26 protein-coding genes are annotated in these 25,104 nt (G+C 48.6%); 13 read left to right on the plus strand and 13 right to left on the minus strand.

Going from position 1 to position 25,104, the window contains the following annotated elements; all coding sequences use genetic code 11:
• Positions 1-41 precede the first annotated feature (41 nt).
• A complete protein-coding gene (locus NDI44_RS19640) occupies positions 42-1,937 on the minus strand; it encodes a DnaJ domain-containing protein (RefSeq protein WP_190410980.1) in 1,896 nt (631 codons plus the stop codon).
• A 440-nt stretch (positions 1,938-2,377) separates the two neighbouring features.
• On the opposite strand from NDI44_RS19640, the gene NDI44_RS19645 reads away from it, so the two are divergent.
• Complete coding sequence (locus tag NDI44_RS19645; protein ID WP_190410981.1) at positions 2,378-2,659, plus strand: HNH endonuclease; 282 nt, start codon at positions 2,378-2,380, stop codon at positions 2,657-2,659.
• Positions 2,660-2,685: 26 nt separating this feature from the next.
• On the opposite strand, the gene NDI44_RS19650 is transcribed toward NDI44_RS19645, so the two are convergent.
• A complete protein-coding gene (locus NDI44_RS19650; protein WP_242036973.1) occupies positions 2,686-3,519 on the minus strand; it encodes a tetratricopeptide repeat protein in 834 nt (277 codons plus the stop codon).
• Between the two features lie 233 nt (positions 3,520-3,752).
• Positions 3,753-3,941, minus strand: a complete 189-nt coding sequence (locus NDI44_RS19655; protein ID WP_190410983.1) for a hypothetical protein — start codon at positions 3,939-3,941, stop codon at positions 3,753-3,755.
• Between NDI44_RS19655 and NDI44_RS19660 the strand changes: the two genes are divergently transcribed.
• Together NDI44_RS19660 and NDI44_RS19665 are read left to right on the plus strand one after the other, a co-directional pair.
• Positions 3,940-5,985, plus strand: a complete 2,046-nt coding sequence (locus NDI44_RS19660) for an elongation factor G (protein WP_190410984.1) — start codon at positions 3,940-3,942, stop codon at positions 5,983-5,985. The two genes, NDI44_RS19655 and NDI44_RS19660, sit on opposite strands and share 2 nt — an antisense overlap.
• Positions 5,986-6,091: 106 nt before the next feature.
• Complete coding sequence (locus NDI44_RS19665; protein WP_190411052.1) at positions 6,092-6,280, plus strand: DDE transposase family protein; 189 nt, start codon at positions 6,092-6,094, stop codon at positions 6,278-6,280.
• Between the two features lie 49 nt (positions 6,281-6,329).
• On the opposite strand, the gene ctpC is transcribed toward NDI44_RS19665, so the two are convergent.
• From ctpC to NDI44_RS19685, 4 genes are all read right to left on the minus strand, one after another.
• Positions 6,330-7,613 carry a carboxyl-terminal processing protease CtpC gene (ctpC, locus tag NDI44_RS19670; protein ID WP_190410985.1) on the minus strand — a complete coding sequence of 428 codons (1,284 nt, stop codon included), beginning with the start codon at positions 7,611-7,613 and terminating at the stop codon, positions 6,330-6,332.
• 256 nt (positions 7,614-7,869) lie between these two features.
• Positions 7,870-9,096, minus strand: coding sequence for a (E)-4-hydroxy-3-methylbut-2-enyl-diphosphate synthase (gene ispG / locus NDI44_RS19675; RefSeq protein ID WP_190410986.1), 1,227 nt, complete (start codon positions 9,094-9,096; stop codon positions 7,870-7,872).
• A gap of 418 nt (positions 9,097-9,514) precedes the next feature.
• Positions 9,515-10,960, minus strand: a complete 1,446-nt coding sequence (locus tag NDI44_RS19680) for a phosphoglucomutase/phosphomannomutase family protein (protein WP_190410987.1) — start codon at positions 10,958-10,960, stop codon at positions 9,515-9,517.
• Between the two features lie 147 nt (positions 10,961-11,107).
• Positions 11,108-11,467 carry a hypothetical protein gene (locus NDI44_RS19685; protein WP_190411053.1) on the minus strand — a complete coding sequence of 120 codons (360 nt, stop codon included), beginning with the start codon at positions 11,465-11,467 and terminating at the stop codon, positions 11,108-11,110.
• A gap of 241 nt (positions 11,468-11,708) precedes the next feature.
• Here NDI44_RS19685 and NDI44_RS19690 point away from each other — a divergent pair, with 241 nt between their 5' ends.
• The 7 genes from NDI44_RS19690 to psaI all read left to right on the plus strand — a co-directional run bounded on the left by NDI44_RS19690 (position 11,709) and on the right by psaI (position 20,127).
• Positions 11,709-12,548, plus strand: a complete 840-nt coding sequence (locus NDI44_RS19690; protein WP_190410988.1) for a photosystem II manganese-stabilizing polypeptide — start codon at positions 11,709-11,711, stop codon at positions 12,546-12,548.
• 417 nt (positions 12,549-12,965) lie between these two features.
• The gene (locus NDI44_RS19695) at positions 12,966-13,742 is read left to right on the plus strand and encodes an RNA polymerase sigma factor SigF (protein ID WP_190410989.1); all 777 of its coding nucleotides are present in this window, start codon (positions 12,966-12,968) and stop codon (positions 13,740-13,742) included.
• Between the two features lie 211 nt (positions 13,743-13,953).
• On the plus strand, positions 13,954-14,946 hold the full coding sequence (locus NDI44_RS19700; protein ID WP_190410990.1) for a hypothetical protein: 993 nt from the start codon (positions 13,954-13,956) through the stop codon (positions 14,944-14,946).
• Between the two features lie 38 nt (positions 14,947-14,984).
• Positions 14,985-15,251: a hypothetical protein gene (locus tag NDI44_RS19705; protein WP_190410991.1), complete on the plus strand. Its 267-nt coding sequence runs from the start codon at positions 14,985-14,987 to the stop codon at positions 15,249-15,251.
• A 168-nt stretch (positions 15,252-15,419) separates the two neighbouring features.
• Positions 15,420-16,703 (plus strand): histidine--tRNA ligase, encoded by a 1,284-nt coding sequence (hisS, locus tag NDI44_RS19710; RefSeq protein ID WP_190410992.1) that lies wholly within the window; start codon positions 15,420-15,422, stop codon positions 16,701-16,703.
• Positions 16,704-16,825: 122 nt separating this feature from the next.
• Positions 16,826-19,915, plus strand: coding sequence for a hypothetical protein (locus tag NDI44_RS19715; protein WP_199304739.1), 3,090 nt, complete (start codon positions 16,826-16,828; stop codon positions 19,913-19,915).
• A 95-nt stretch (positions 19,916-20,010) separates the two neighbouring features.
• Positions 20,011-20,127 (plus strand): photosystem I reaction center subunit VIII, encoded by a 117-nt coding sequence (psaI, locus tag NDI44_RS19720; protein ID WP_190410993.1) that lies wholly within the window; start codon positions 20,011-20,013, stop codon positions 20,125-20,127.
• A gap of 117 nt (positions 20,128-20,244) precedes the next feature.
• Here the strand turns inward: psaI and NDI44_RS19725 are convergent, their stop codons facing one another.
• The 6 genes from NDI44_RS19725 to NDI44_RS19750 all read right to left on the minus strand — a co-directional run bounded on the left by NDI44_RS19725 (position 20,245) and on the right by NDI44_RS19750 (position 22,847).
• Positions 20,245-20,364, minus strand: a complete 120-nt coding sequence (locus tag NDI44_RS19725) for a photosystem II reaction center protein J (protein WP_190410994.1) — start codon at positions 20,362-20,364, stop codon at positions 20,245-20,247.
• Positions 20,365-20,411: 47 nt separating this feature from the next.
• A complete protein-coding gene (locus tag NDI44_RS19730; protein WP_190410995.1) occupies positions 20,412-20,534 on the minus strand; it encodes a photosystem II reaction center protein L in 123 nt (40 codons plus the stop codon).
• Positions 20,535-20,547: 13 nt separating this feature from the next.
• Entirely contained in the window at positions 20,548-20,682 is a 135-nt protein-coding gene (gene psbF, locus NDI44_RS19735; protein ID WP_190410996.1) for a cytochrome b559 subunit beta, read from the minus strand.
• A gap of 369 nt (positions 20,683-21,051) precedes the next feature.
• A complete protein-coding gene (gene psbE / locus NDI44_RS19740; protein ID WP_190410997.1) occupies positions 21,052-21,297 on the minus strand; it encodes a cytochrome b559 subunit alpha in 246 nt (81 codons plus the stop codon).
• Between the two features lie 110 nt (positions 21,298-21,407).
• A complete protein-coding gene (locus NDI44_RS19745) occupies positions 21,408-22,412 on the minus strand; it encodes a photosynthesis system II assembly factor Ycf48 (RefSeq protein WP_190410998.1) in 1,005 nt (334 codons plus the stop codon).
• A gap of 99 nt (positions 22,413-22,511) precedes the next feature.
• Positions 22,512-22,847, minus strand: coding sequence for a rubredoxin (locus NDI44_RS19750; protein ID WP_190410999.1), 336 nt, complete (start codon positions 22,845-22,847; stop codon positions 22,512-22,514).
• Positions 22,848-23,166: 319 nt separating this feature from the next.
• On the opposite strand from NDI44_RS19750, the gene ndhC reads away from it, so the two are divergent.
• Genes ndhC through NDI44_RS19765 form a run of 3 tightly spaced genes read left to right on the plus strand, consistent with a single transcriptional unit; the run spans position 23,167 to position 24,804 of the window.
• Positions 23,167-23,529: a photosynthetic/respiratory NAD(P)H-quinone oxidoreductase subunit C gene (gene ndhC, locus NDI44_RS19755; protein ID WP_190411000.1), complete on the plus strand. Its 363-nt coding sequence runs from the start codon at positions 23,167-23,169 to the stop codon at positions 23,527-23,529.
• Positions 23,526-24,272, plus strand: a complete 747-nt coding sequence (gene ndhK, locus NDI44_RS19760; RefSeq protein WP_206755316.1) for a photosynthetic/respiratory NAD(P)H-quinone oxidoreductase subunit K — start codon at positions 23,526-23,528, stop codon at positions 24,270-24,272. The genes ndhC and ndhK overlap by 4 nt, the downstream gene beginning before the upstream one ends.
• Positions 24,265-24,804 (plus strand): NAD(P)H-quinone oxidoreductase subunit J, encoded by a 540-nt coding sequence (locus tag NDI44_RS19765; protein ID WP_190411002.1) that lies wholly within the window; start codon positions 24,265-24,267, stop codon positions 24,802-24,804. The genes ndhK and NDI44_RS19765 overlap by 8 nt, the downstream gene beginning before the upstream one ends.
• The last annotated feature ends 300 nt before the right edge of the window (positions 24,805-25,104 follow it).

Here is a 25,104-nt window from a genome sequence, read left to right on the forward strand (position 1 = left end):
AGACAAGACTCGTAGGGCGAATCTCTAAAGGATTTATGCTGTTAGCGATCGCTCCATTGTTTCTCAAACTGGGCATAAGCTTGATTAATTGCCTGCATTTGAGCTTGGGCATTGGTAGAAGGATTAACATCAGGGTGATACTGCCTTCCCAAACGTCGGTAAGCACGCTTAACATCATCAGCATCAGCGTTCCTTTCCACGCCTAAAACTTCCCACCATTCCCCAGATGGCACTGCGTCAAGTGTAGATTCACTCACGCCAAAGCATTTTTGCCAAATTTTCAGTGTGTTCTTCTCACCGCCACTCACCAGCGTCTGTCCATCGAAACTGAAAGCAACAGGATGACGCCCAGGCAGAGTATCCAGCAGTTCTCCATCTAGGTTCCAAAGTTTGATAGTACCGTCTCGGCTGCCACTGGCGAGGGTTTTTCCATCAGGGTTAATAGCGATAGAAACAACCCCAGATGAATGTCCTGTAAGAGTGCGAAGCAATTCTCCAGTCTGGAAATTCCACAACTTAATTGTCGCGTCTCCACTCCCACTCGCTAGAGTCTTTCCATCCGGGCTGAAGGCGACAGAAGTAACCCAGCCTGAATGTCCGATAAGGATGCGATGCTGTTGTCCACCGCTCAAATTCCAAAGCCTGATAGTTTGATCGGCACTTCCACTAGCAAGAATTTGGCTATCAGGACTAATCGCAACAGACAAAACCGCGTCAGAATGTCCATTAAGAGTGCTTCTTAGTTTTCCCGTATAGGCACCCCAAAGCCTAATCGTTTTATCAGCGCTTCCACTCGCAATAATTTTTCCGTCAGGGCTGAAGGAAACTGAGTAAACAAAGCCCGAATGACTGTAAGAGGAGTTTAAATAAAAAAAGGTGCGGAGAAATTCTTTTTTAGGCAGATTCCAGGTAGTAATTTTTTGGTCAAAACTGCCACTGGCAATCGTTTGACCATCTGGGCTAATTGCCACTGAAGAAACTTCCTGTCCTTGCCCAAAGAAGTTAAAAATCTGTTTTCCAGTCTTCAGGCTCCACAGGGTAACGATTTTATCATCACTGCCACTAGCAATCGTCTGATCATCGGAGCTGATGGCAATAGAATTGACTGAGGCTGAATGCTCTTTTAGGGTGTGTATGCATTTCCAACCTTGAGGTTCCTGAGACTCAATTTTTGTCAATCCTGGTGCCATCTTAGGCTGAGCAAATTCCGGTTGAGGTAACGGTGTTTGATGAGTAGAAATTTTAGGCGTTACAGAGGGATTTAAATTTGGGTGAAATGTAGAAAATTTGGATGAAATATTTTTATAAGGTGCAGAATAATTTAGATTTAAAACAGTCTTCGCTGGTATTTTTGCTTTTAGCGCCTTCAACTCGTCTTCAATTTCTATAGCGGCAAATTTTTCCTCTAAAACATCACCTGCTAGCTTCTTATCTAGCGCTGCTAATTCTAGCTCTAGAAGAGCATTAGTATAAGCTTCTTGCCATGATACTTTCTCTTCCATCCGCTCGAAAGCTTGATATGCGGTTTCCCCGCTTCCAGAGCCGTCAATCAGCTTCAATAAACCGTAAACTCCCAGCCCAAAAACTGCACCTGTTGCCGCAAAAGAACCCATACCAATTCCAACCGCTGTTCCCTTGAAAGCTAATCCCATGCTGCCAAAAACAGAGGAAAAACCTGCGCCGCCTACTGCACCAATTCCCATCGAACCTAAAGCGAAAGCATCTCCTTCTCCTACCGCTTTGAATGCTCCATAAGCAGCAGCACCAGCAACCGCGCCCGCTGCTGTAACGGGTGCCATGCCAATTCCAACTGCTCCGAATCCTCCGACTAATCCCATCCCACCAACTGCTGCGGAAACTCCAGCACCCGCCGCCGCGCCTCCGGTAACAAATGCAGCACCTGAGATAACATCATCTTGTTTATGGGTTTGAAACATTGCTTTTTTTGCTAGATGGCTGGGATAATTTGGCAACTGGAAGTTTCTTTATATACCTAGCACAAGCAAGTTTAGCCTTAAATCGTATTTTTACTGAATTTTAAATTTGTTTACAACAAATCCAATTAGTATTTGTTGCTATCTGAAATTATTTGTGAAGGCAAAAACAGTGTATTGAACCGCAAAGACACAAAGGACACGTTGGCGTTCGCGTAGCGGCGCGGATGTGCTTAGCCTGTGCGTTAGCGAAGCGGCTCTGAAAGAGCTAGCGCTTAGGAAGAGACAAAGAGGAACTGATTGGTTCACGAAGGAAATAGATTGCTATAGTCTCAATTTCATTGACGTTATGTTTTTAGTGAATAGCACATGAAAAGCGACTCACTTTTTTCATCGACATATAATGATGTTAGATAGTCTTGAGTTATAAGCCTTATCAAAAAATGCAGTGTGAATTGTGTGAAAGAGAAGTGGAGCGGTTGACCGTCCATCACTTGATTCCAAGGCAGAAAACGAAACGGAAAAATGAAGAGCCAGGACCGACTGCAAAGATATGTTCTGCCTGCCATCGGCAAATACATAATTTATTTGACAATACGCGATTAGCCCAGGAACTTAATTCTTTGGATAGGCTGAAGGATGAGCCGCAAATGGAGAAGTTTTTGTCTTGGGTGAAGAAGCAAGACCCGAATAAGCGGGTTAGAGTGCATCGGGGAAACAATTAAAGATTAAAAAACTAATTTTTAATTGTTTAGGGGTTTTGCGATCGCTTCAATAACTCCTCTGCATTAGAAGCCCACTGGCTATTCCCTTGGGCAGTGTAAAGCTGTTTGGCATATTGCAAAACTTGCTGGGCATCACTGTAACGACCTTGGCGCAGAAAGACTAACCCGGCAGCGTAGTAGGCATTGGGGTAGTTAGAATTAGCCTCTGCTGCCTTGCGAAAGGCGGCGAGAGCTTCGTCTAAATTTCCCTGATTCATCAGGATGGAACCGAGATTATAGTGGGCTTCTGGATATTTAGGGCTGATTTTAATGGCTTGCTGGAATGCTTTTTTTGCTTGGTTCAGGTTGTTCTGTTGGAGATAAGCGAGTCCCAAATGATAAGCAGGTTCTGGTGCGTTGGGACTCAACTGCATCGCTTGTTTAAAAGACGCGATCGCTCGTTCCTCATCTCCCTGCTGTTCCCTTACCAAACCTAGATTGTAATGAGCAACTCCCAACTGTGGGTTGAGTTCCAGCGCCCGTGACAAATAATCACCTGCCTGCTGCAAGTTGTTTCCCTCAAGCAGCGCTGCACCCAAATTGGCATAGGCGAGAGCAAAGTTAGGATCGGCTTGGACTGCTTGGTAAAAGGCATCCGCTGCTGGCTGCAATTGCCCCACCTGACGCAAAGCCAGCCCCAAGTTGTAATGTGCGGGTGCCAGTTTGGGGTCGAGTTTGGCGGCTTGTCGAAAAGAGGCGATCGCTTCTTGTGTTTTTGCTTGACCGATCAGCTGGAGTCCTTGATTCATCAAGTCCACTGCCGATTGAGCTTGAGCAATTTGTACCGGCGTCGCGGGTGTCCCAGCCACCGCTGGCGTCATCCTCCCACCCAGTAACAGTATTAACCCTCCAGCTATCCATCTCATCCGCTGGTACGTTCTCATTCTCCGTGTCACCTCTTTACAATTGTTACGTTTGTCGCCACCCATTCAGATTTTCTTCTAACAAATTTGCGGTTATTTGTTGCATATATTCATAAAATTTATAGCTAATTAATACTGATTCATTCAACTTAAGTTTTTGCTGGGTTTGCTTTAAAAGAAATTGCAATTTCTCAGTCATTGCCCCTAGAACGCGCTAACCTCACATTCAGGGATACAAAATTCCATCTAACTGTTAACAGCGATCGCCATCGGCACGGGAGGGTAAAAATTCTCCGGGAGCTGCCAATGGCATCAATCCCGTATACCCATGCGATCGCTCGCATCTCTACATCTTTTTTATTTTGTTGGGGGTGAATCATGAACGAAAAAGTCATGTCCGGGGTACGCAATGTTGCAATTGTTGGCCCCTATTTAAGTGGCAAAACTACGTTACTAGAAAGTTTGCTCTTCGTCACGGGTGCGATTTCCCGCAAAGGTCGCACTTCAGACGGTAACACGGTGGGAGATAGTTCCCAAGAGGCACGCGATCGCCACATGAGCGTGGAAGTATCAACTGCCAGCACCGAGTACGACAGTGTCCGCTTCACCTTTGTCGATTGTCCCGGATCGGTTGAATTTGCTCAAGAAACCTACAATGCTCTGATTGGCGTCGATGCAGCAATTGTCGTGTGCGAACCCGTGAGCGATCGCGTCATGACTCTCGCGCCGCTATTTAAATTCCTCGACGACTGGGAAATTCCGCACCTAGTCTTCATCAACAAAATGGATCGGGCGAACAACAACTTCATGGACGTGCTGCACGCCCTAAAAACGGTCTCCAGTCGCCCCGTGATCCCACACCAGTATCCTATTGGTCAAGGCGAACAGCTCAGCGGCTTTATCGACCTGGTGAGCGAACAAGCTTATCACTACCATCCCGGTGCCGCCGCCGACCCGGTGCCGATGCCAGATAACCTCAAAGAGCAGGAACAAGCCGCCCGTACCGAAATGCTGGAGGAATTGGCAAATTTTGACGACCACCTGCTAGAAGAACTGCTAGAAGAAATTAACCCGCCCCAAGAAGAAATTCTCCAAGACTTGAAGATGGAGTTAGGGGCAGATTTAATCGTGCCTGTATTCCTGGGCGTTGCCGAGCAAGATTACGGAGTGCGACCGTTGCTGGAAGCGTTGTTGCGAGAAGCACCCGATCCATCCACCACTGCCGAACGTCGGGGAATCGTTCTCCATGCCGATGCCCCCCTCGCACAAGCGATTAAAACCTATTACACTCCTCAAGGCGGGAAAATCTCCCTGGTGCGGGTGTGGCAGGGCACGTTGACTGATGGAATTGTCCTCAATGGCGTTCGGACTGGTGGCTTGTATCGTCTGATGGGTCAGCAACAACAGCCGCTGACTTCAGCCGAAGCCGGTGAGATTGTCGTCTTGGGACGCTTAGAGGGAATTAAAACAGGCGATACCTTGACCGCTTCCGGCGACCCACTGGCGACCGAACTCCCCAAAGCCGAGCAAATGGCACCCGTTTTTGCTTTAGCGATTACGCCCGAAAAACGCAACGATGAAGTTAAACTCAGCAGCGCCATCACAAAGCTGCTAGAAGAAGACCCCTCCCTAGCTTGGGAACAACATGGAGACACCCACGAAGTCATCCTTTGGGGTCAAGGTGAAATTCATCTGCAAGTTGCCCTCGACCGACTGCGGCGCAAGTACAACCTGCCAATGACGACTCACCTGCCCCGCGTACCCTACAAAGAAACCATCCGCAAACCCGCATCCTCGATTCACGGGCGCTACAAGCACCAAAGTGGCGGTCACGGACAGTTTGGTGATGTTTATCTGGATATCAAGCCGCTGTCGCGTGGCGAAGGCGTTAACTTCAGTCAAACAATTGTCGGTGGCGTCGTACCGAGACAGTATATCCCTGGCGTTGAGACGGGTGTTCGGGAGTATTTGGTACATGGCCCCTTGGGCTTCCCCGTAGTCGATGTAGCGGTGACGCTGACGAATGGTTCTTACCACTCGGTTGATAGTTCCGAACAAGCGTTTAAACAGGCAGCCCGGATTGCGATGCAGGAAGGAATGCCCAAGTGCGAACCAACGCTCTTAGAACCGATTACCGCGATTCAGGCGTGTGCCCCAGCCGAATTTACCTCTAAGGTTCTCCAGCTAGTCAGCGGACGTCGGGGACAAATTCTCGGCTACGAAGGGAAGTCAGATTGGCCCGGTTGGGATTGCATTTCTGCTTACTTACCCCAAGCAGAGATGCACAATTTTATTGTGGAATTGCGATCGCTTACAATGGGCGTCGGCTTCTTTCACTGGAAGTACGACCATCTCCAAGAAGTTCCAGACAAGCTGGTTGAACGCGCGATCGCAACTTCTGGAAACGGCAACGGCGCACATTAACTAGAAAAGTTATGAGTTTTGAATTTTGAATTCTGAATTAATTGCTCATCATTCAAAACTCATCACTAAGCTACTCTTCAAGGCGTTTTTTGCGAATCTTCACCGAATGACTGCTACACAAACCTGGTATATTGTCAAGCGCCAAGAAGGAAAATGCGAAATCCTCTCCAGCGAACAAGTCGAAGGAGAGGATAAATCAGCTTTTGTGGAACGATGGGGACCATTTGATTCTCAAGCGGAAGCGATCGCTCGTCGCGTCGGCTTAATTCGCGCTGGGAAGTGCCAACCCCAATAAGTTATGAGTTTTGAGTTTGGAATTTTAACTCAAGACTCATAACTCAAAACTATTTCTGCGCCTGGTTCCCTCGCTGGGCGGCAATCCTCTGATTCAGCACTTCCAGCGCTTTAGCGTATTGAGGATCGTCAGCACTGCCGATTTTATTGCGATCGGCTTGCAATGCCTTGCGCTGCTCTTCCGTCATTTCCAGCACCACATCCGGCTTGATCCCCGCCTGATTAATATCGCGCCCGTTGGGAGTGAAATACTTAGCGATCGTCACCGCTAGTCCCGAACCATCCCCCAGCCCCCGCACCGATTGCACCAAGCCTTTACCAAAGGTTTTTGTCCCTACCAAAACAGCTCGCTTGTTATCCTGCAACGCCCCAGAGAGGATTTCACTAGCACTCGCCGAGCCGCCATCTACCAACACCACCAACGGTTTATCTGTGAGGGCGCGATTATTCGCTTTCTCTCGCTCCCTTTCGCCCTGACGATCCACCGTTGAGACAATTGTGCCGTCTTTTAACCACATCTGGGCAATTTCAATACTGGCGTAGAGTAATCCACCTGGATTAGAACGCAGATCCAGAATGTAGCCATTTACCTTCTGCCGTTCTAAACCCTTAATCGCATCTGCCATTTCCTTAGCAGCATTGGCGCTAAACTGATTCAGGCGAATGTAGCCTATCTCACCCGTAGGACTGTTCTGCTTGCTAGAGCGCACCGGATGGATTTCAATCCGCGCTCGTTTCAGAGGAAATACTAATTCCTTTTCGCCCCGCTGAATGGTCAAGGTTACTTGCGTTCCTGGTTGTCCTCGGATCAGGCGCACAGCATCATTGACATCCATGCCCTCGGTACTCTTGCCATCAATTTTAGTGATAGTGTCCTTTGCCAGAACACCAGCCTTAGACGCTGGTGTATCTTCAATTGGCGCAATAACCGTTAGCTTTTTCGATTTCTCATCTTGAGCGAGTTGAATGCCAACGCCAGTTAATTCCCCAGAAGTATCAATCTGCATGCTCTTGAACTCTTCCGGGTCCATGAAGCGGGTGTAGGGATCGTTCAGCTTTTTCAGCATCTCCCGGATCGCCTCATAGGCTTCCTTCTTGCTGGGGTAAGACCGATTCAGGTAGTCTTTACGAACTGACCGCCAATTGACTTTATTAAAGGTGCCATCTACGTAACTGCGGTCAATAATCTGCCATACTTCATCTACAAGTTCCTTGGGACTTTCACGAAAAAAAGCCTGACCTTGAGACAGATGAATACCAGCGCCCGTAACAGCAACAGTCGATAAAACCAGTGCTGTCGCACCGAGAACGAGCCCGCGTTTTGTAATTACCATGATCCTTTCTGAGCCGGGGGGAAACTACTGCCAAGGAATTACGCTAACTCTAGCACAGGCCATATATGGAAGCCGGAGAGCGCAATTATTTATCCAGCTGCACTAAGTGCAAGTCCGGAAGTAGAGAGTTTTGAGTTTTGAGCTGTAAAAACGCGATTTATCGCGCCTGAGTTTTAAATTAATGCTTTCCTCAACACTTATTATTTTGTGAGTTTTGAATTAACTTTTGTCTCGACACTCACCACTCAGCACTTACTTAAGGATCGACCCAACGTCCATCTGCCTTAATTAAATTAATCAACTCTTCAACTCCTTGAGACTCTGGCACTTTTTTGATTTCTTCTCTGCCACGATACAGAGAGATGTAACCGGGCTGTTTACCAACATAACCATAGTCGGCATCCGCCATTTCTCCGGGACCATTGACAATACATCCCATGACTGCTATATCCAGACCTGTAAGATGTTTGGTGGCTTCCCGCACTTCGTGCAGCACTTCTTCTAGATTAAACAATGTCCGCCCACATGAGGGGCAGGCGACATATTCCACCATCGTTTTCCGCAATCCCAGTGCTTGCAGAATGCTGTAGCAAACGGGAATCTCTTTTTCCGGTGCTTCGGTGATTGAGACTCGAATCGTATCGCCAATCCCATCAGCAAGCAGAGGCGCAATACCTGCGGTAGACTTAATCCGTCCGTATTCGCCATCACCCGCTTCAGTGACGCCCAAATGCAAGGGATAATCCATGCCTAGCGCATCCATCCGCTGTGCCATCAGACGATAAGCAGCTAACATCACGGGCACCCGCGAGGCTTTCAAAGAAATTACCAGGTTCCGGAAGTCGAGAGATTCACAAATTTTGATAAATTCTAGGGCAGATTCCACCATCCCTTCGGGGGTGTCGCCGTAGGAAAACAGCATTCTTTCAGCAAGAGAACCGTGATTTACCCCGATTCGCATTGCCTTACCCTGATCTCGCAAGGAAACTACTAAGGGTTCTAAAGTCTCGCGGATTTTTTCGCCAATTTCATCAAATTCAGCTTGGGTATACTCCGTTCTATCTGCTTTTGGCTTTTCAAATACATACAACCCCGGATTAATCCGCACCTTATCAACGTGCTTGGCAACTTCCAAGGCAATCTTCATGCCGTTGTGATGCACATCAGCGACCAGGGGCACTGGTTGATAGGTTTGAGCTAATTTATGCTTGATTTCCGCTAAAGCTTTGGCATGACCGATACTTGGCACGGTAACGCGGACAATTTCGCAGCCAATCTCGTGCAGGCGGCGAATTCCGGCAACCGACCCATCAATATCAAGCGTGTCTTCATTAATCATCGACTGCACTACCACTGGGTAGTTGCCGCCAATCGTGACATTTCCCACCTTGACGGGACGAGTTTTGCGCCGCTTGATAGTGGTTTCAAAGGAGGGTTGACTGGAAGATGCACTGGTAGTGCTTGGATTGGGCAGGGTTTGCATAACCTTTTGTTTAATTTTGGCTTTCCTCTCTGTTTCTCAGATTGCCACAGAAAGGGGCAAATTTGGCTAAGTCCGCTTTTATCTGTTTTTATATGTTTAGTAGTATTAGTAGTAAGGAAGGATATTGTCAGCAGCAAGCCAACCGTTTTCACAGTCTTGATATCAGTGCTAGAATATACAACTTATATCCGTCGTTATATTGAATAGGAAAACCAAGATTTACATTAGTAAATGATGCAATTCCTTGGCATTCCGCATTCCTAATCATGAACCAGAAGGAGTGTTTAAAGTGTCGGGTTTAGTCAGTATTGAAATCTATTTTTGCTTATTCACAAAAAGGAGTTGGCTCAAGCTTGAGCCGACTCCTTTTGCGGTGAAACGATAGGAATTGGGCACCGATACAGATACTTTGTAAGGCTTAAACTGAATTCGCCCACTTGTTCGCCCACTCTAAGGTCTGATGAACTTGCTTCAGCGTTGGCGCTTCGCAGTACAACCGCAAAACGGGTTCGGTTCCGCTGAAGCGAATCATCAACCAACTATCATCGGCTAACCGAAACTTATAACCATCAATCGTTAGGCAATCAATTACCGACCGACCGGCAATCTCGGTTAAAGGTGTATTTTGTAATTGTTCTAGCAGGCGCGATCGCACTTCCATACTCGCTAATGGTAGGTCAATGCGGTCGTAGGCAGAATGAAAGCCAGTTTTCTCCTGCAAGCGCTGGTAAAGATCGCTGAGATCCATTCCTGATTGCGCGATCGCTTCTAGCAGATACAGCGCTGACAACAGCCCATCCCGTTCTGGAATATGATTGCCGTAGCCAATCCCTCCTGACTCTTCACCGCCGACTAACACCTGAGTCATTAACATCCGGTCGGCGATGTACTTGTATCCAATAGGCGTCTCATACACCGGCAGATTGTACAGGGCGGCTACGCGGGGAAACAAGTCGGAACCACTCACCGTTTTCACGACTTCTCCCGTCAATCCCCGCCGAGATGCCATGTGTTCGATCAAAATTGGGATGAGGATTTGGGAACTGAGGAAATTTCCCTGTCCATCGACAGCCGCAATGCGATCGCTATCTCCATCAAATACAAACCCCACTGCCAACCCATCACCGCTGCGGCGTCGGTGAGTCCGCATCTGCCGAAACATCTGGGAAAGGTAACGCGGCAAAGGTTCCGGTGCACTGCCACCAAATAAAGGATCGCGGGAACTATTAATTTCCTGGATTGGCGTTTGCAGCAGTTGTTCTAGTCCTGTCGCAGCAGCACCGTGCATCACATCAGCAAAGACAGCAAGCTTATGTTGGGCGATCGCATCCTGAATGCAAGCAATATCGACTTTCGCCCGTAGTGCTTCGCAGTAATTGGGCCACGGGTCGAACATCTCGAAGCTTCCCGCCATCGTCGAGTCAGGTGACGGTTCCTTCTCTAACAACGCTTCAATCTGCTGAGTAATTTCCGGAGGTACCGATCCTCCAAATGCACCCTTGACTTTTAACCCTAAATATGATCCGGGATTATGACTAGCGGTTATCACCAAAGCTCCCAAAGCTCTCCGTTGATAAGCCGCCCAGCTGAATGCCGGTGTGGGGGCATAACTACTGCTCAGCAGCACCTCAAATCCGGCTGCTTGCACGACTTGGGCCGCTTTACGGGCAAACGTTTCCGCCATAAAGCGCCGGTCATAACCCACAATAATTGTGCGGCTACCCGTCGTCTCGCCATAGACATTTGCCAGGACTTGTGCCGCCAACGGTGCTACCAAAGCCACCCGCTCAAACGTAAAGTCTGCGGCGATGATGCCTCGCCAGCCATCTGTACCAAACTTAATCGGATTAACAGCAACCGGCATAAATTAAGCAGGGGGTTAGTGTTCAGAGATTGCATTAATAACTGGAGGATCTTAGCATTTGTTGTACTCTATAGCCCAATAAAGATTGACAAGTTCACACGCCTAGAGCCACGCCAGTGAAAGAGTTTTGCCTTCAACCGTGTAACTTCAACCAGGCTGAGGTGGGTGAGTTTCTGACTCCAGTGGTAGAGGGTGTGAAGAATTGGGCGATTCTGCGGCTGAGAGCTTTTCCAACAGCGATCGCACCTTCATGCGCTCAATATAGGGCCAGCCGCCTTCTTCTTCCATATCCTTCAGCAGGGCATATAGAGCCTGACGATTATCCGGTAAAGACGCTTGAAACACAGTATCTCGAATCTCACGATGCCAACTTTCTAACGCCCGCAGCAACGCCAACAGAGCCAGAGTATCCCCCTGGCAAGTCTGTGCCAAAGCGCGAACAGAAGTAGCGATCGCTTGCAGTTCCGGCTTCAAAAGCCCCAATTCTAAATTCTGATCGCTGTTCACGCCATCCCCTTTACTCCGTTTGATAAACTCAACTTTAACCGAGTCTTTCACTGACTGGAATGGTCAATTTACACTGAGCTTCAGGATAAAGGCAACACAAAGCCTTGTAAAATTCACTGTAGAGATTCTGAGCCGAACCATTCCGAGCCTGATTAAGAATTTCACTTTTGTCTGTTGTAACTTAAGCCCAATATCAGATTCTACTGGTAGGGATTCCTAGATTAAATATTTGAGGTTGACCATGAGGTATCGCGCTTTCATTGTTGCCTTCCTAGCTTTGTGCTTGGGAGTATTAACTGCTTGTAGTGAAGGTCCAGCAGCTGCGACCAGTGTTCCCACTCCACTCACTTACGACCAAATTCGAGGTACCGGGCTTGCGAATAACTGCCCGCAACTGTCAGAAACGACACGCGGTGCCATTCCCATTCAGCCTGGACAGTCGTATGCTTTGACGAATCTGTGCCTACAGCCAACCAGCTTCTTTGTCAAAGAAGAATCTACAAACAAACGTCAATCCGCCCAATTCGTTCAGGGTAAGTTGTTGACCCGGTTTACTTCTAGCATCGACCAGGTGCTGGGTAAATTGCAAGTTGATCAAGATCGTCGTTTGACCTTTATTGAACAGGATGGTCTCGACTTCCAAGCTATTACCGTCCAGCTACCGGGTGGTGAGCGAGTACCCTTTCTATTCACGATCAAAAATCTGGTTGCCAAAAGCCAGCCAGGAATGGACAGTATTAACACCTCGACTGACTTTGAAGGCGAGTTTAACGTTCCCTCCTATCGGGGAGCAGCTTTCCTCGATCCCAAGGGTCGCGGTGTTGTCACTGGTTATGACAATGCAGTAGCACTCCCCAGTCAAGCCGATCAGGAAGCACTGACACGTGCCAATGTGAAGCGTGCTGAAACCCTTAAGGGCGAAATTTCTCTCCAAGTCGCTAAAGTGGATAACGCCACAGGTGAAATTGCCGGTACATTTGAGAGCGAACAGCCATCCGATACCGATCTAGGCGCTGGCGAAGCTAAGGAAGTGAAAATTCGCGGCATTTTCTATGCTCGGATTTCACCAGACCAGGCTTAAATCTGATCGTTAGCACCGAGCCACGCGGCTTGGCTTTGCTTGCAGGTGAGGAAAAGGGGTTTGGAACCCCTTTTTTCTTTTCTTTAGCAAGGTCAGCATCTGCTGTTTAATCCTTCTGCCTACACTCCGCAATCATGTGAGTGATTCCCACAAGAGAGTTTCTCGGTGAAAATGCTGTTGTAATTGACCAGGTTCAGAGAATAAACTGAATTTTGAAGCGAGGAAAAGAAAGCAACTTATCGCAATTTGGGGAAAAGGCTACATTCCTGGGCGTTTCCCCAACTGCATTTGTTCGCTTTCCGGCTTAAAGTTTTGTTATCGCAACCTATGTTTAGTATCACAGCACCCACTTCAAAAACAGAATATAACTGAAACAAACGTTTTTAACCGGGCCACTCTACCAACTGAACTTCGTATATGTATAGCACTGCCACTCCTGAACTGAAGCATGAAAGCTTACGGCTGTTGCGAGAGTACCAGCAAAATCGTTTAGATACTGTTCGCAATCAGCTGGTAAAACTGAATTTTGGATTGGTGAGAAAAGAAGCACATCACTGGACTAATCAGTGTACAGAAAGTTATGAAGACTTGCTTCAAGTCGGCTGTTTAGGCTTAATTCGAGCAATTGAGCGCTTTGACTTGTCCAAGGGTCACGCCTTCAGTTCCTTTGCTATCCCCTACATTCGCGGAGAAATTCAGCACTATTTACGGGATAAAGGCGGCTCATTCCGCATTCCTCGCCGTTGGGAAGCACTGCACTATCAGGCAGTTTCTTTGACGCGGTATTTCCAGCAGAAGTACAACCGACCTCCTACCGATTCAGAGGTGGCAGCAAAGCTAGAAATTTCACAGGCAGAATGGCAGGAAATCAAGTTGGCCTTTCAAAACCGCGAACTTGTAAGTTTAGATGTACCCCTAGGGGATGGTTCGGAAGGTGAAACTTGCTTAGGTGAAATCGTCCCAGACCCGCAATATCGGAGTTTTCAGTTAGCGCAAGAAGACCAGCTTCGCCTGCAACAAGCTTTAGTTCAGCTAGAAAAGCGAACCCGCGAAATCTTGGAATTTGTTTTCTTACACGACTTAACGCAAAAAGAAGTTGCAGAACGCTTAGATATCAGTGTTGTGACCGTTTCTCGACGGGTCAAAAAGGGACTGGATGCACTGAAAAAGTCAATGGTTGGGATTGATGATTGATTCTTCCAACAACCGGAAACTGAGATTCCCGATTCTTTGAAGATAAGGAACACAAAAGCGATGGATCGATCTCTGTCCAGTAAACTGAATATATAGATGGGTGTTTTTGCACACATTTAATAAAATAAATTATCCGCATATATTTAGAACTGTTGAAAGCAAACAGGGAATTTCTATGGGCGGATGCAGGTAAAGCTCTGGGAGACTGGTCATGCGTCAACATTCATGGATTGCGTTTTTGGGAATACTTGCTGTGTTAGCGGGGGGATGTTCACAGGGAGAGGATACGGCTGTAGCTCCTAGCCCTAGCATTGTTCCAGTTCCCGCTCCGTCTGCTGTACCTACTGCTTCACCAACAACCCCGCCATTTCCTCCCAATAGTGGGATCGTTCCCCCAAAACCGCCAAACGTTCCTGGGCTTTCCGGCTTGATTCCATCCACTAACTCTGATGTGCGGCTGCGAGAAATTCAGAAAGGGCGGCAAGATCCGTTTGCACTTGTTCCCCTGAAACCAATTGTGGAAGTGACACCAAACGAGACGGGTTCGGGTTCGCCTCCCCCTCCGTTTCCGGCCCCTGGTGTAGCTCCTCCTCAGGGTTTGACTCCTGGGCGTCGAGTGATTCCCGTACCGCCACCCCTGCCCCCTGTCAGACCTTCCAGAACCGCTGGAGGCGGAGGGAATGCTGGCAGTCGGGGGAACGCAGGCGGCAGGACGACGATACGCCCCACTACCACTCCAGGTGCTAGAAATGGGAATGGGGCGACTGCGGGTAGGAGAAACGCTACACCTCCAGGGAACAGAAACGGTATAACGCCAGGTAGCCGGATTGCGACAGCTCCTCGGATTCCTGCTCCCGCGCCACTTCTACCCAAACTGCCACCGCTACCAGAACCAAACCTGGCAAGAAGTGTAGAAGTCACAGGAGTGGTTCAGGTGGGTGGTGAACCTCAGGCAATTGTGAGGGTACCAAACGAGCCAAGTCGCTACGTTGGAGTGGGACAGCGCTTATCTAATGGACAGGTGCTAGTCAAGCGGATTGAAGTCAATAATGGTGCTAGTCCGGTAGTGATTCTGGAGCAATACGGCAGAGAAGTTGCCAGACGGGTTGGGGAAAAACCAGTGGCAACGCCCGATCAACCCGGTACACCAACGGCTGTTGCTCCTGCTAAGAAACCAGGAATCAATGGCTCTCCTCAAGCTTAAACAAGGACCACGATTCAGTTGTTGTAGGAGTTGAAAGGGTGCAGACTACTGGAGGAGAAAACCTGCGGTATGAAATTCGCTTCCCTGGGTTACCCTTAGCGGTATATCGGGAAATTGCTGCCCATTTGTGTCAGGTGGGAGGGGTAGACGCAGGTTTGGTTCCCCAGCCTTCGGGGCAATCGTTCGACTATTATCAAAGCCAAGTTGGCGGTTTGTGGATTCAGTATGCAGAAGATGCCGATTTATTGAGTCGCCAATGGGTCACGCAGATTTTGGACTACTATAGTCAGCGCTATTGTCCTTAGGAGGAAAACCAATAAATTTTGGATTTTAGATGGGATTGAATCTAAAATCTTCAGTGTCATGAAGTTTTCGCCATTGCAATGACCTAACCCCCAATCCCCGAAGGGGGTAAAGTGAAAATCCTGGGGGTGAAAAACTCATGACACTCACTAAAATCTAAAATCTAAACAATGGGAAGCATTCAAGCGATACGGGGAACGCGGGATATTCTGCCCGAAGAAGTCGGGTACTGGCAATGGGTAGAATCGGTCGCACGGGATATTCTAAGCAGAGCGGCTTATCAAGAAATTCGCACCCCGATTTTTGAGCTGACGACGCTATTTGAGCGCGGGATTGGCGAAACCACAGACGTGGTAGGGAAGGAAATGTATACCTTCAAGAGTCGGGGGGAAAATCCCTATTCCATGACCCTGAGACCGGAGGGAACGGCTGGGGTTGTGCGCTCTTATATTGAACACGCTCTTGATGTCAAAAGTGGGATTCAGCGCCTCTGGTATTTGGGACCGATGTTTCGTTACGAAGCTCCCCAGAAGGGACGACAGCGCCAATTTCATCAGCTGGGTGTAGAGGTGTTGGGGACTGCCGATCCGAGGGCAGATGCAGAAGTAATTGCGATCGCGACCGATATTCTGCAAACCCTCGGTCTAAAAAATCTCCGCATGGATATTAACTCAGTAGGAAATCCTGAAGATCGACAGCGTTACCGGCAAGCACTGGTAGATTACCTGACTCCTTACAAAGAAGAGTTGGACTCGGATTCGCAGGTACGGCTGAGTCGCAATCCATTACGGATACTCGATAGCAAGGATCGGCGGACGCAAGAAATTGTTCAAGATGCTCCCAGTATCTTGGATTATCTGAGTGCAGATTCTTGTCGCTATTTTGAGCAAATCCAAGCCCGTCTGGCTGATTTGGGGATTGCCTATCAACTCAATCCGCGTCTGGTGCGCGGTCTGGATTACTACACCCACATTGCCTTTGAAATTATCTCGGACGACCTGGGAGCGCAAGCGACTGTCTGTGGTGGGGGACGCTACGATGGGCTGGTAGCAGAACTAGGGGGACCCAAGACACCAGCAGTGGGTTGGGCAATGGGCTTAGAACGCTTGATCATCCTGCTGCAACAGCTGCAAGAGGCACCCGTCCCGGCGTTGGATTTTTACATTGTTTCCAGAGGCGAGAAAGCCGAATCCCAAGCTTTACAATTAGCTCAAAAATTACGTCAAGCTGGGTTTAGCGTGGATCTAGACCTGAGTGGAAGTGCTTTTAAAAAGCAGTTCGCTAGGGCTGACCGTAGCGGTGCTGTCGCTTGCTTGGTTTTGGGAGAGGAAGAAGCAGAGAACCAAACCGTCAAGCTGAAGTGGATGGCATCGAAAGAGCAGAGTGCGATCGCTCAAAGTGAATTATTAGGAACGATCGAGGAACTGCGGCAGCAGATTAAAGTAAAAAGATAACAAGAATATGAAGTATGAAGTGTGAAGTTTGGCGTGTAATAATACGTCACACTGTCTTTCAGCCGCGCCTCTAATAACTTCATCCTTTATACTTCATCCTTTATGCTTGCTGCTTGCCTCCTATGGAATACTGGCAATTTCTAATACAACAAGAGGGTGATTCTTCCTGGCTCTCCCTAGAGACGCCAAGTGTGGAAATCCAAGAAGGTCGGTATCGGGTGGTTGCTCACTCCAGCCGTCCCAACATCGAGGTGGAAATTCGCATCACCTATGACAGCACTGAGGAAGTTCCCCCCAAGCGGCGGTTTCAGAAGCGATCGCGCCGCACCAACGCCGAAGGCTTGATGGTGGTCATTCCCTTCACCTATCTCAAGTCGGGGCGCTGGGAGTTGCGCTGCTCTGGCGATATTATGTCAGATTTCCTCGGCAACACTTGGCAGCAGGCAATTCAATTCCAGGTTTTTCCAACCACCCCGGCAGATGCAGATGTCGATTTAGTTGGACACATGCGACCCGTTTGGAGTGCCCAGGTAGGTGTCGCCACCGAAACCGTCCAAGAATCATCCGCAGGTTCTGCCGCTGACCGCCCCGTTAACCCTGCCCCGACAACCACTGAAACGCTCACCGCCGACGTTGACCTTCCGAATCCAGTGCCTCCTTCCCCAGAGGACGAATCAGTGACAGAGGCGATGACTAATGCTGGGTGGGAAGAAGACGATGATGAAGCAGTCAATGAATTATTCCTCTCTTTCGGGGCATCGGAGTCACAAAGATGGGAGACGGCACTCAACCGCACCCCTCCAAAGGCGGCAGTGCCCGTCAGCCGCCTCGTAGAACACTCGCTACAAATGGTGGACGAAATCTTACAGGAAGTCGTCGATCCCGTCTGGCAAGCGTTTGAGCCGACATCTACGGCTCGTGGAGCTATCCCGCAGAGTGAGTTTTCCCGCGATTCCTTAACGTCTCCCCCTGTCAGTAACTCGTCGGAGCTTTCCTTTGCTGCCGCCGGAAGAAGTTACTCAGCAGAAACTGAGCCACCTGAAATTGATGAAGCACCGATCCGACTGACCCTCGATCGGGAGACGCTGGTCGTGCGTCGAGGAGAGCTGATTGCCTTCAGCGGACAAGTAGAGATCCTAGACAGTTTTAGGGATTTGCATCTTTTGCCGCCAGACGTACTGCGAATTGAAATGCGCGATCCGCAAAACTCACAAATCTTGGTAGATGTCCAGCAGCTGATACCCGAACAGGTGCCGAGTTTTTCTTTTAGCTGTAATTTAGAGCTGCCCGAAAATTGCCAAACCCGTTTGATTTTAGGAGAAGTCACGTTAATCGATGAGGCTCAGACAGTCTTAGTGACTCACTCATTTACCGTGACCGCCGATTTGGAAGACTTGCTCGATGCGATCGCTCACGATAAACAGCACGCAAATTTATTGAACCCGCCGTTAGATTCCCTTTTAGGAGAGACACCCCCGATCGATTCATCTTTCCTCGATCTGGTGGAAACGGCAAAAGATACTCCGCCGCTGCACTTAGAACCTTTACCTAATAAACCCCTACCGGAGCAGATTGCTAAATCCGATCCTGCCATTGCAGCGCTTAAACCCCCGGAACTTCCAGCAATTGCTTCCGATACTGAGGCAATAAGGAACAGGGAGGCACCCGATAGCGATGAGCCTGAGGACATTCTCGCTTTGGGCGATCGCAATACATCAGTGACTTCTGAACCTCCGCCGGTGGTATCCCTTCCCCCGCAACTTTATCGACCCGATCCTGCCAATCCAGTTAATCGATCGCTTAAACTTCCGGTGATTTCTGATGCGATGCCTGCAACCGAGCGCATCGAGAATGGCGACACATCCGCTGCGAAAGAAGAAGATAAATCTTCTTCCCTAAATCCTTCCCAACCTCTTGATACCGCCCCTCCTGAAGGGGCTGCGCCTGATGTAGAGCAGTTATTTGATAATTTATTGAATCACTTAGCTCAGACTTGGCAGCGTTCGGAGGAACCCGATGGAACAGATGCCAGCGCTGATGCCGATACAGATTTGCATAGTCAGCAGGACGTAGGTGTTGAAGATGCTTCTGATATCGAGGGAGCAGAACACTCCGCTGAACACTCCGCCGAACAAAGAGAAGCGCATCCCTCCGCTGACTCTCAAGCATCGCCCTTAGATACGGCTTTTGCGACCCTGAAGCTGCAAGATCGTTTTTTGTCCCGGTTGAACGACCTGGCAACGGATGAGGAATCTTCAGCATGGCTGCAACCGGAAGAGGTATTTGCAACGGAGGAGGAATCTACCGAGGAAGCAGAGCCTTCAGCAGACCTGACCGAGGGCAGCGAAGACACTGACGTTGCGGATGGTGACGTTGCGGATGGTGACGTTGCGGATGGCACCGAAGCAACTGCCGCCGAGCCGCAGGGGGAAACGGATGACCGTTTGCCACAAATGCCGACAGACTGGGAACTTGTAGCACTATTGCTTGACCAACAACCTCCCCTCCCAGAGTTGGAGGAAGAATTGGGTGAAGATGGCGGTATTGCCAGCGATGCAACGAACAATTCCCAAGAGGTGGGAGCCGCCTCTGGTCAACTGCCAGCAACTCCGCAGAACCCAGTTGAGATGGCTAAGAACGTTTTATCGATGGCAGAGTCTGCGGTTAACTGGACAGAGCGAGAAATTGTGGTAGACGATGATCCTTCTGAACTCCCTCCCAGCACCAGTGGGCGAGGCGGGTATGGCTCGCGAGAAGCTTCCTCTAGGGGGGTACAACCAGGGCGATCGCGTTTTGCCAATGCGGGGCGGGGGGTTCCCCCAGAACCGCAGCCATCGTCGCTGGACGAGGAACCCGTGCCAGAGCCTGAGCTAGTTTTACCCGAAGGCGAACTGATTGCCGGACAACCGTTGGCTGTCCGCCTGACGTTGCGATCTGAGTCCCCCCGGCTCTATGTCAAGCTGTGGGTGCATGACCGCCAAACGCGATCGCTGCTGGATGGCCCCCGGTGGCTAGTCGATTTTATCCCTACTGGTTTAGAATCCCTAGAGGCAACGACTCAACTAACTGTGCCATTTGGGAGCGTAGAAATCCGTTTTGAAGCTGTCGCGGTTGATACTTATACCCAACGAGAGAGCCATAAAGTAACTGTTGACCGTATAGTTATTCCCCCCGATTTGCCCAACTGGTCGCTAGATGAGTTTGCGGATTAGGCGCTTGTTAAAAATTTTTATGATTCGGTTTTTGGCTACCAATTCACTGTAAATTCAATTACGAAAGCTGTTTCATTAAAATAGGAAATTTAAAGATGGGAGCTTCATTCTTACCCTCAATCCTAGTGCCGCTAACTGGCTTGATCTTCCCGGCTGTCGCGATGGCCTTCTTGTTTCTTTACATTGAACACGAAGATCCAACGGGAATTTAACTTTAGCTGGGCATTAGTTGGGCAATGGAAAAAACCGCCTGTTCTAGTCAGAGAGGCGGTTTTTTTTGATGATTTGATGAGAGTTCTCTCAAATCTAGTTGATTACCCAGCTTTTCTCTACAAAGAGGAGCCTAGACCAGCGTAGGCACCATAGAAGAAAACACCTAGCACAGCGATCGCGCCCAGACCAGCGACGGTAGCTACAATCCACAACGGGATTCTTCCACTTCCAGACACAGCTTTTCCCTCCTAATTAAACTTAAAAATGATGCAGTCAAGCCCAGTTAGTTAAAGAAATAACTGGAAAACAGGATACCAAGGACAAAAACCAGTAGCAAGCCCAAGTAAAGAGAAGTACGGTTTAACTCAACTGGTTGATTATTGGGATTTGGACTCCGTTCTGGCATAATTAGGTTTCTCCTATCGTTGAATAAATTGCATAGAAGCGATCGCGCCCAAGAAAAAGATTGTTGGGACAGCCAGCGTATGAACCGCTAGCCATCTAACGGTAAAAATGGGATATGAAACTGGCTGATTGGGCGTATTAGTAGTCATGTTTTGCCACCTCTTTTAAACGACTTACTTGTTGACACTCCCAATTCTTTTGATAGAAATGGGACTTTTCGTACCGTAACGGGAAGGCTTTTCCTGCAAAAAGGGCTTCGTAAACCTATATTGAGCCTACTGACCCTTTGAAGTCTCCTCCAACCAGCTAGAGGTGATTCTTTTTCCAAACACTTCCGTATACCTACGGTACTTCACTACCGATGTATCAAACTGGATTCCCGTTCGCTCTTTAGAGCCGAATTGATGCGGTACTTTTAATCCCTTTTTTGCATCAAATCCAGCCAAAATTGCCCCGGCAAGCCTAACACAAATAGGTGCTTTTATTTTCACACCCAGCGATGTCTAGAGACTGCCCGCTTATTTTATAAAATCCTCGATTTGTTGCTTGGATTCAAAGCGATCTTGAACAATCGGCACTTCCTGCCGAGTTTGGGTGTAATACTCGTTGGGGCGGGGTGTCCCAAAGGCATCGTATGCAAGACCTGTGCTAACAAATAGCCAGCCTGCAATAAATAATGCAGGGATGGTGATGCTGTGAATTACCCAGTAACGAACGCTTGTAATAATGTCCGAAAATGGACGCTCTCCAGTTGTACCAGCCATTCAGATTCCTCCTCTGACAACAATTAAAAGCTAACTTAATTATGATACGAAACTCGGTAGAGAGTCACAAGCAAAGCATTAGTTGTATGACAATAATCTTGCTTTCCTCTTCAAGCCGCTTGCGACGAACCTTCGTATTTCAACAAAACACCTCGCTGACCTATGATAAATCCTTGCTGGGGTGTTAGAAACATAATCCTGTAAAGATTGGAAGGGATATCCTCTATCTCGCGAGCTTTTTCCCAAGTTTTGCCGCCATCCAGACTCCGCAGCAAATTTCCACTGCCTCCTGATACCCAAACTTCCTCAGGTGTCCGGTATGCCAAATCGAGTAAACCCCAACTGGTGGATACCTCTGGATATTGTGCTTCTTCCCACTCGTCTGGCTTTTCAGGACTGCTAAATTGTAGCTGACCGCCCCGCGCCAGCATCCACAGCCGACCATCTTGTGCAAACCCCATATTCTCCACTCTTCGGGAGCTATTCCGATTATGGGGAACCCAGGCATCTAGACCAGGCTCCCAAGTGGAGTAGAAGTTACCTTTGGCAGACACCGCAACATATTTGCCATCGGGAGAGCGAGACATATTGCGGACAACGCCCACCGCTTCCTGCACCATTGCTTTCCAAGTCTGTCCTGCGTCTTGAGTGCGATAAATTGCTCCAACGTTGGTGCTCATCTCAGCGGAGTTCGGACCGAGTGCCACAATTTTATTGGGTGCCCCCGGTAACTTGTTACTCAGCGCGATGCGAGTCCAAGATTTTCCCCCATCTGTGGTGTGGAGCAAGATAGAGGGTTCGCCTGTAATCCAGCCTTCTTGATCGGCAAAACTTACGCCAGTAAAGCGGTATTGCCGATCTCCCAGTTCTAGGTTTCTTGGCTCCCAAGTCTTGCCGCCATCGGTTGTCTCCAAAAGTGTGGAGTCACTCCCCACAACCCAGCCATGATTGGGGTCGCCCGTAAAAGCGAGATCCTGTAAGTTTGCTTGTGTTGGTAGAGAAATGGCGTGCCAGGGGCTGTTGCTCACGGAAGGAACTTGACTGCAACTGGCGCAAAAGAGGACAACTGCCAACAATATTGCAATTTGTTTCAGCTTTCTCACAAATAAATTCATACTATCCAGAACTGGTGCGTGCAAATCTTCTACTATACGAGTGTTAATCCAGCGAATGCGGCGGGGATTCGCTTTAGCTGTTGCAAGCTGAGGCTGGTTTTATTGCAAACCATAGAGACTGATAAAGAACAAGAAGCCCAAGGCTAATGCCCCAAAAATGAGAAGATTCTTCTGTCCTGGGGTTAAACGGTTAACGCCTAGACCATAGCTCAGATTTTCCTTGAATCCAGAGGGTGAGCCTACAACGCCAATGTTTTGAAACTGTGTTTTTCGCACCCCACAAATTGGACAGCGCCAATCTATTGGCAATTCTTCAAAGGATGTCCCTGAGGGAACGTTACTCTTACTATCACCTTTAGTCGGCTCATAAATGTAGCCACAGGCGCGACATTCATAGCGATCTAGTGGTTGGGCATCGACGGCTTGATTGCTCATGGCTCAAGATGAAATTGAGAAGCCAATCTTAAAATGTATGTTAAAAATTATGCCATAAGTAGGGGATTTTCTTAATATTGTTTAGCTTGCCTCTGCCTTGAGGAGAGGACTTCGCTGTCATCCCTCGCTAGCAGTAACGTTGTCCGCTTCAGTAGGAGCCTTGACTAGAAAAGCTGAACGGGTCAATCAGAAAACAGTATCGATGATCGACGTTCGCTGCCCCGCCACTAGCAACTTTGGCAGAGGCAGGCGCTTTATAATGTATAAATGTGAAGAAGTAATAACAGCCGTCCTTTCATCTGAGTGGTAGTACAAGATCGTGTTTGTCCTCAGTGGGTATGAGTATTTTTTAGGCTTCTTGCTAGCTTCCAGTCTGGTGCCGATTTTGGCGCTGACTGCCTCCAAGCTCCTGCGGCCCAGTGGTAGTAGTCCAGAGCGGCGCACCACTTACGAATCTGGCATGGAACCGATTGGGGGAGCCTGGATTCAGTTCAACATCCGCTATTACATGTTTGCGCTGGTTTTCGTCATTTTTGATGTGGAAACTGTTTTCCTGTATCCGTGGGCCGTTGCCTTCAATCGTCTAGGTGTACTGGCGTTTATTGAAGCTTTGGTCTTTATTGCAATTCTTGTAGTTGCTCTTGTTTATGCGTGGCGCAAAGGAGCCTTGGAATGGTCATGAAATCTAACGGTAACAGTGATATTGCTGCCTTTGAGGCGCAGCAGAAAGAGAAGATCCTTAACCCGATTGAGCGACCTTCTGTTACTCAAGAACTTTCTGAAAATGTCATCCTGACAACGGTTGACGACCTCTACAACTGGTCGCGGCTTTCCAGCCTGTGGCCTCTGTTGTTTGGAACCGCCTGCTGCTTCATCGAAGTGGCAGCGATGATTGGTTCCCGGTTTGACTTTGACAGATTTGGTTTAGTCCCCCGTTCTAGCCCTAGGCAAGCAGATTTAATTATTACTGCTGGCACGATTAACATGAAGATGGCACCGGCTCTGGTGCGCCTTTATGAGCAGATGCCAGATCCCAAGTACGTGATTGCAATGGGAGCCTGCACGATTACTGGCGGGATGTTCAGCGCTGATTCCCCGACTGCGGTGCGGGGTGTGGATAAGCTGATTCCTGTCGATGTCTATTTGCCTGGATGTCCCCCACGTCCGGAAGCGATCATGGATGCGATCATTAAACTGCGGAAGAAAATCGGGAACGATTCTATCCAAGAGCGGGATCAGTTTCAGCAAATCCATCGCTATTACAGCACCACTCACAAGATGCAAGCTGTAGAAACCATCCACGATGGCAAGTATTTACAGTTGGCTACTCGCCAAACTCCGCCGCAAGAGCTGGCGGCAGCGATGGGTATGCCTGTAGCACCAGCACTGTTGACGGCAGAAAAACAGGAGGAACCTCGTGGCTGAAGCAGAATCCCCAGCAGAATCTTCAGGGGAACCCCAAGCAGAATCCCAAATTGTGGAAGCGGGTAAGGTTTCCCTTTGGTTGAAGGAAAACGGTTTTGAGCATCAGGAACTAGAACGCGATCGCAGTGATGTTGAGATCATCAAAGTTGACCGGGACTTCTTGATTCCGATTGCTACAGCTCTCTACGCTTACGGATTTAACTACCTCCAGTGTCAAGGTGGATATGATGCGGGGCCGGGAGAGGAATTGGTTAGCTTCTATCATCTAATCCAAGTGAGCGACAATGCTGACAGACCGGAGGAACTGCGGCTGAAGGTGTTTTTGCCGCGAGATGACGCTAGAGTTCCTTCGGTATATTGGATTTGGAAGACGGCAGACTGGCAAGAGCGGGAAGCTTTTGATATGTATGGCATCGTCTATGAAGGACACCCGAACCTGAAGCGGCTTTTGATGCCGGAAGATTGGGTAGGCTATCCGTTGCGGAAGGATTATGTCTCGCCTGATTTTTACGAGTTGCAGGATGCTTATTGATTCAGGCAAAAGGCAATTAGTCAAAGAAAGACTTTTTCCGGGTTGACTTGTGGAAAGCACTCACTTTTTGTTTGAAGTGGGTGCTTATTTTTTTAGCGAAGGAACCGTAGCGATAGAACATGAAAGTGTCTCTACTTGAAATGAGGAACTCAAGCGAGGTTGTATCAAATATTACTGAAATTTAATGCGTATTGACCTATATTTTAAGAATGGGGATCTATGCGTCCAGGTAAATGATTTTTAAGTTAAGTAAGCAACGATTTTGGTGTAGTAATACTTAAGTTCGCTGGGTAGATAAAT

Origin of the sequence: Trichocoleus sp. DQ-A3 (genome assembly GCF_039961975.1) — a bacterium.
Classification (GTDB): domain Bacteria; phylum Cyanobacteriota; class Cyanobacteriia; order Cyanobacteriales; family FACHB-T130; genus FACHB-T130.

Excerpts from the sequence above, each read along its gene's own strand:
- NDI44_RS19690 (WP_190410988.1), top strand. The coding sequence starts at position 11,709 with ATGAGGTATCGCGCTTTCATTGTTGCCTTCCTAGCTTTGTGCTTGGGA.
- NDI44_RS19665 (WP_190411052.1), top strand. The coding sequence starts at position 6,092 with ATGACTGCTACACAAACCTGGTATATTGTCAAGCGCCAAGAAGGAAAA.
- NDI44_RS19730 (WP_190410995.1), bottom strand. The coding sequence starts at position 20,534 with ATGCCAGAACGGAGTCCAAATCCCAATAATCAACCAGTTGAGTTAAAC.
- NDI44_RS19715 (WP_199304739.1), top strand. The coding sequence starts at position 16,826 with ATGGAATACTGGCAATTTCTAATACAACAAGAGGGTGATTCTTCCTGG.
- psbF (WP_190410996.1), bottom strand. The coding sequence starts at position 20,682 with ATGACTACTAATACGCCCAATCAGCCAGTTTCATATCCCATTTTTACC.
- NDI44_RS19700 (WP_190410990.1), top strand. The coding sequence starts at position 13,954 with ATGCGTCAACATTCATGGATTGCGTTTTTGGGAATACTTGCTGTGTTA.
- psbE (WP_190410997.1), bottom strand. The coding sequence starts at position 21,297 with ATGGCTGGTACAACTGGAGAGCGTCCATTTTCGGACATTATTACAAGC.
- NDI44_RS19645 (WP_190410981.1), top strand. The coding sequence starts at position 2,378 with ATGCAGTGTGAATTGTGTGAAAGAGAAGTGGAGCGGTTGACCGTCCAT.
- ispG (WP_190410986.1), bottom strand. The coding sequence starts at position 9,096 with ATGCAAACCCTGCCCAATCCAAGCACTACCAGTGCATCTTCCAGTCAA.
- hisS (WP_190410992.1), top strand. The coding sequence starts at position 15,420 with ATGGGAAGCATTCAAGCGATACGGGGAACGCGGGATATTCTGCCCGAA.
- psaI (WP_190410993.1), top strand. The coding sequence starts at position 20,011 with ATGGGAGCTTCATTCTTACCCTCAATCCTAGTGCCGCTAACTGGCTTG.
- NDI44_RS19750 (WP_190410999.1), bottom strand. The coding sequence starts at position 22,847 with ATGAGCAATCAAGCCGTCGATGCCCAACCACTAGATCGCTATGAATGT.
- NDI44_RS19680 (WP_190410987.1), bottom strand. The coding sequence starts at position 10,960 with ATGCCGGTTGCTGTTAATCCGATTAAGTTTGGTACAGATGGCTGGCGA.
- NDI44_RS19650 (WP_242036973.1), bottom strand. The coding sequence starts at position 3,519 with ATGACGCCAGCGGTGGCTGGGACACCCGCGACGCCGGTACAAATTGCT.
- NDI44_RS19660 (WP_190410984.1), top strand. The coding sequence starts at position 3,940 with ATGAACGAAAAAGTCATGTCCGGGGTACGCAATGTTGCAATTGTTGGC.
- NDI44_RS19745 (WP_190410998.1), bottom strand. The coding sequence starts at position 22,412 with ATGAATTTATTTGTGAGAAAGCTGAAACAAATTGCAATATTGTTGGCA.
- ndhK (WP_206755316.1), top strand. The coding sequence starts at position 23,526 with ATGAAATCTAACGGTAACAGTGATATTGCTGCCTTTGAGGCGCAGCAG.
- NDI44_RS19640 (WP_190410980.1), bottom strand. The coding sequence starts at position 1,937 with ATGTTTCAAACCCATAAACAAGATGATGTTATCTCAGGTGCTGCATTT.
- NDI44_RS19695 (WP_190410989.1), top strand. The coding sequence starts at position 12,966 with ATGTATAGCACTGCCACTCCTGAACTGAAGCATGAAAGCTTACGGCTG.
- ctpC (WP_190410985.1), bottom strand. The coding sequence starts at position 7,613 with ATGGTAATTACAAAACGCGGGCTCGTTCTCGGTGCGACAGCACTGGTT.
- NDI44_RS19655 (WP_190410983.1), bottom strand. The coding sequence starts at position 3,941 with ATGATTCACCCCCAACAAAATAAAAAAGATGTAGAGATGCGAGCGATC.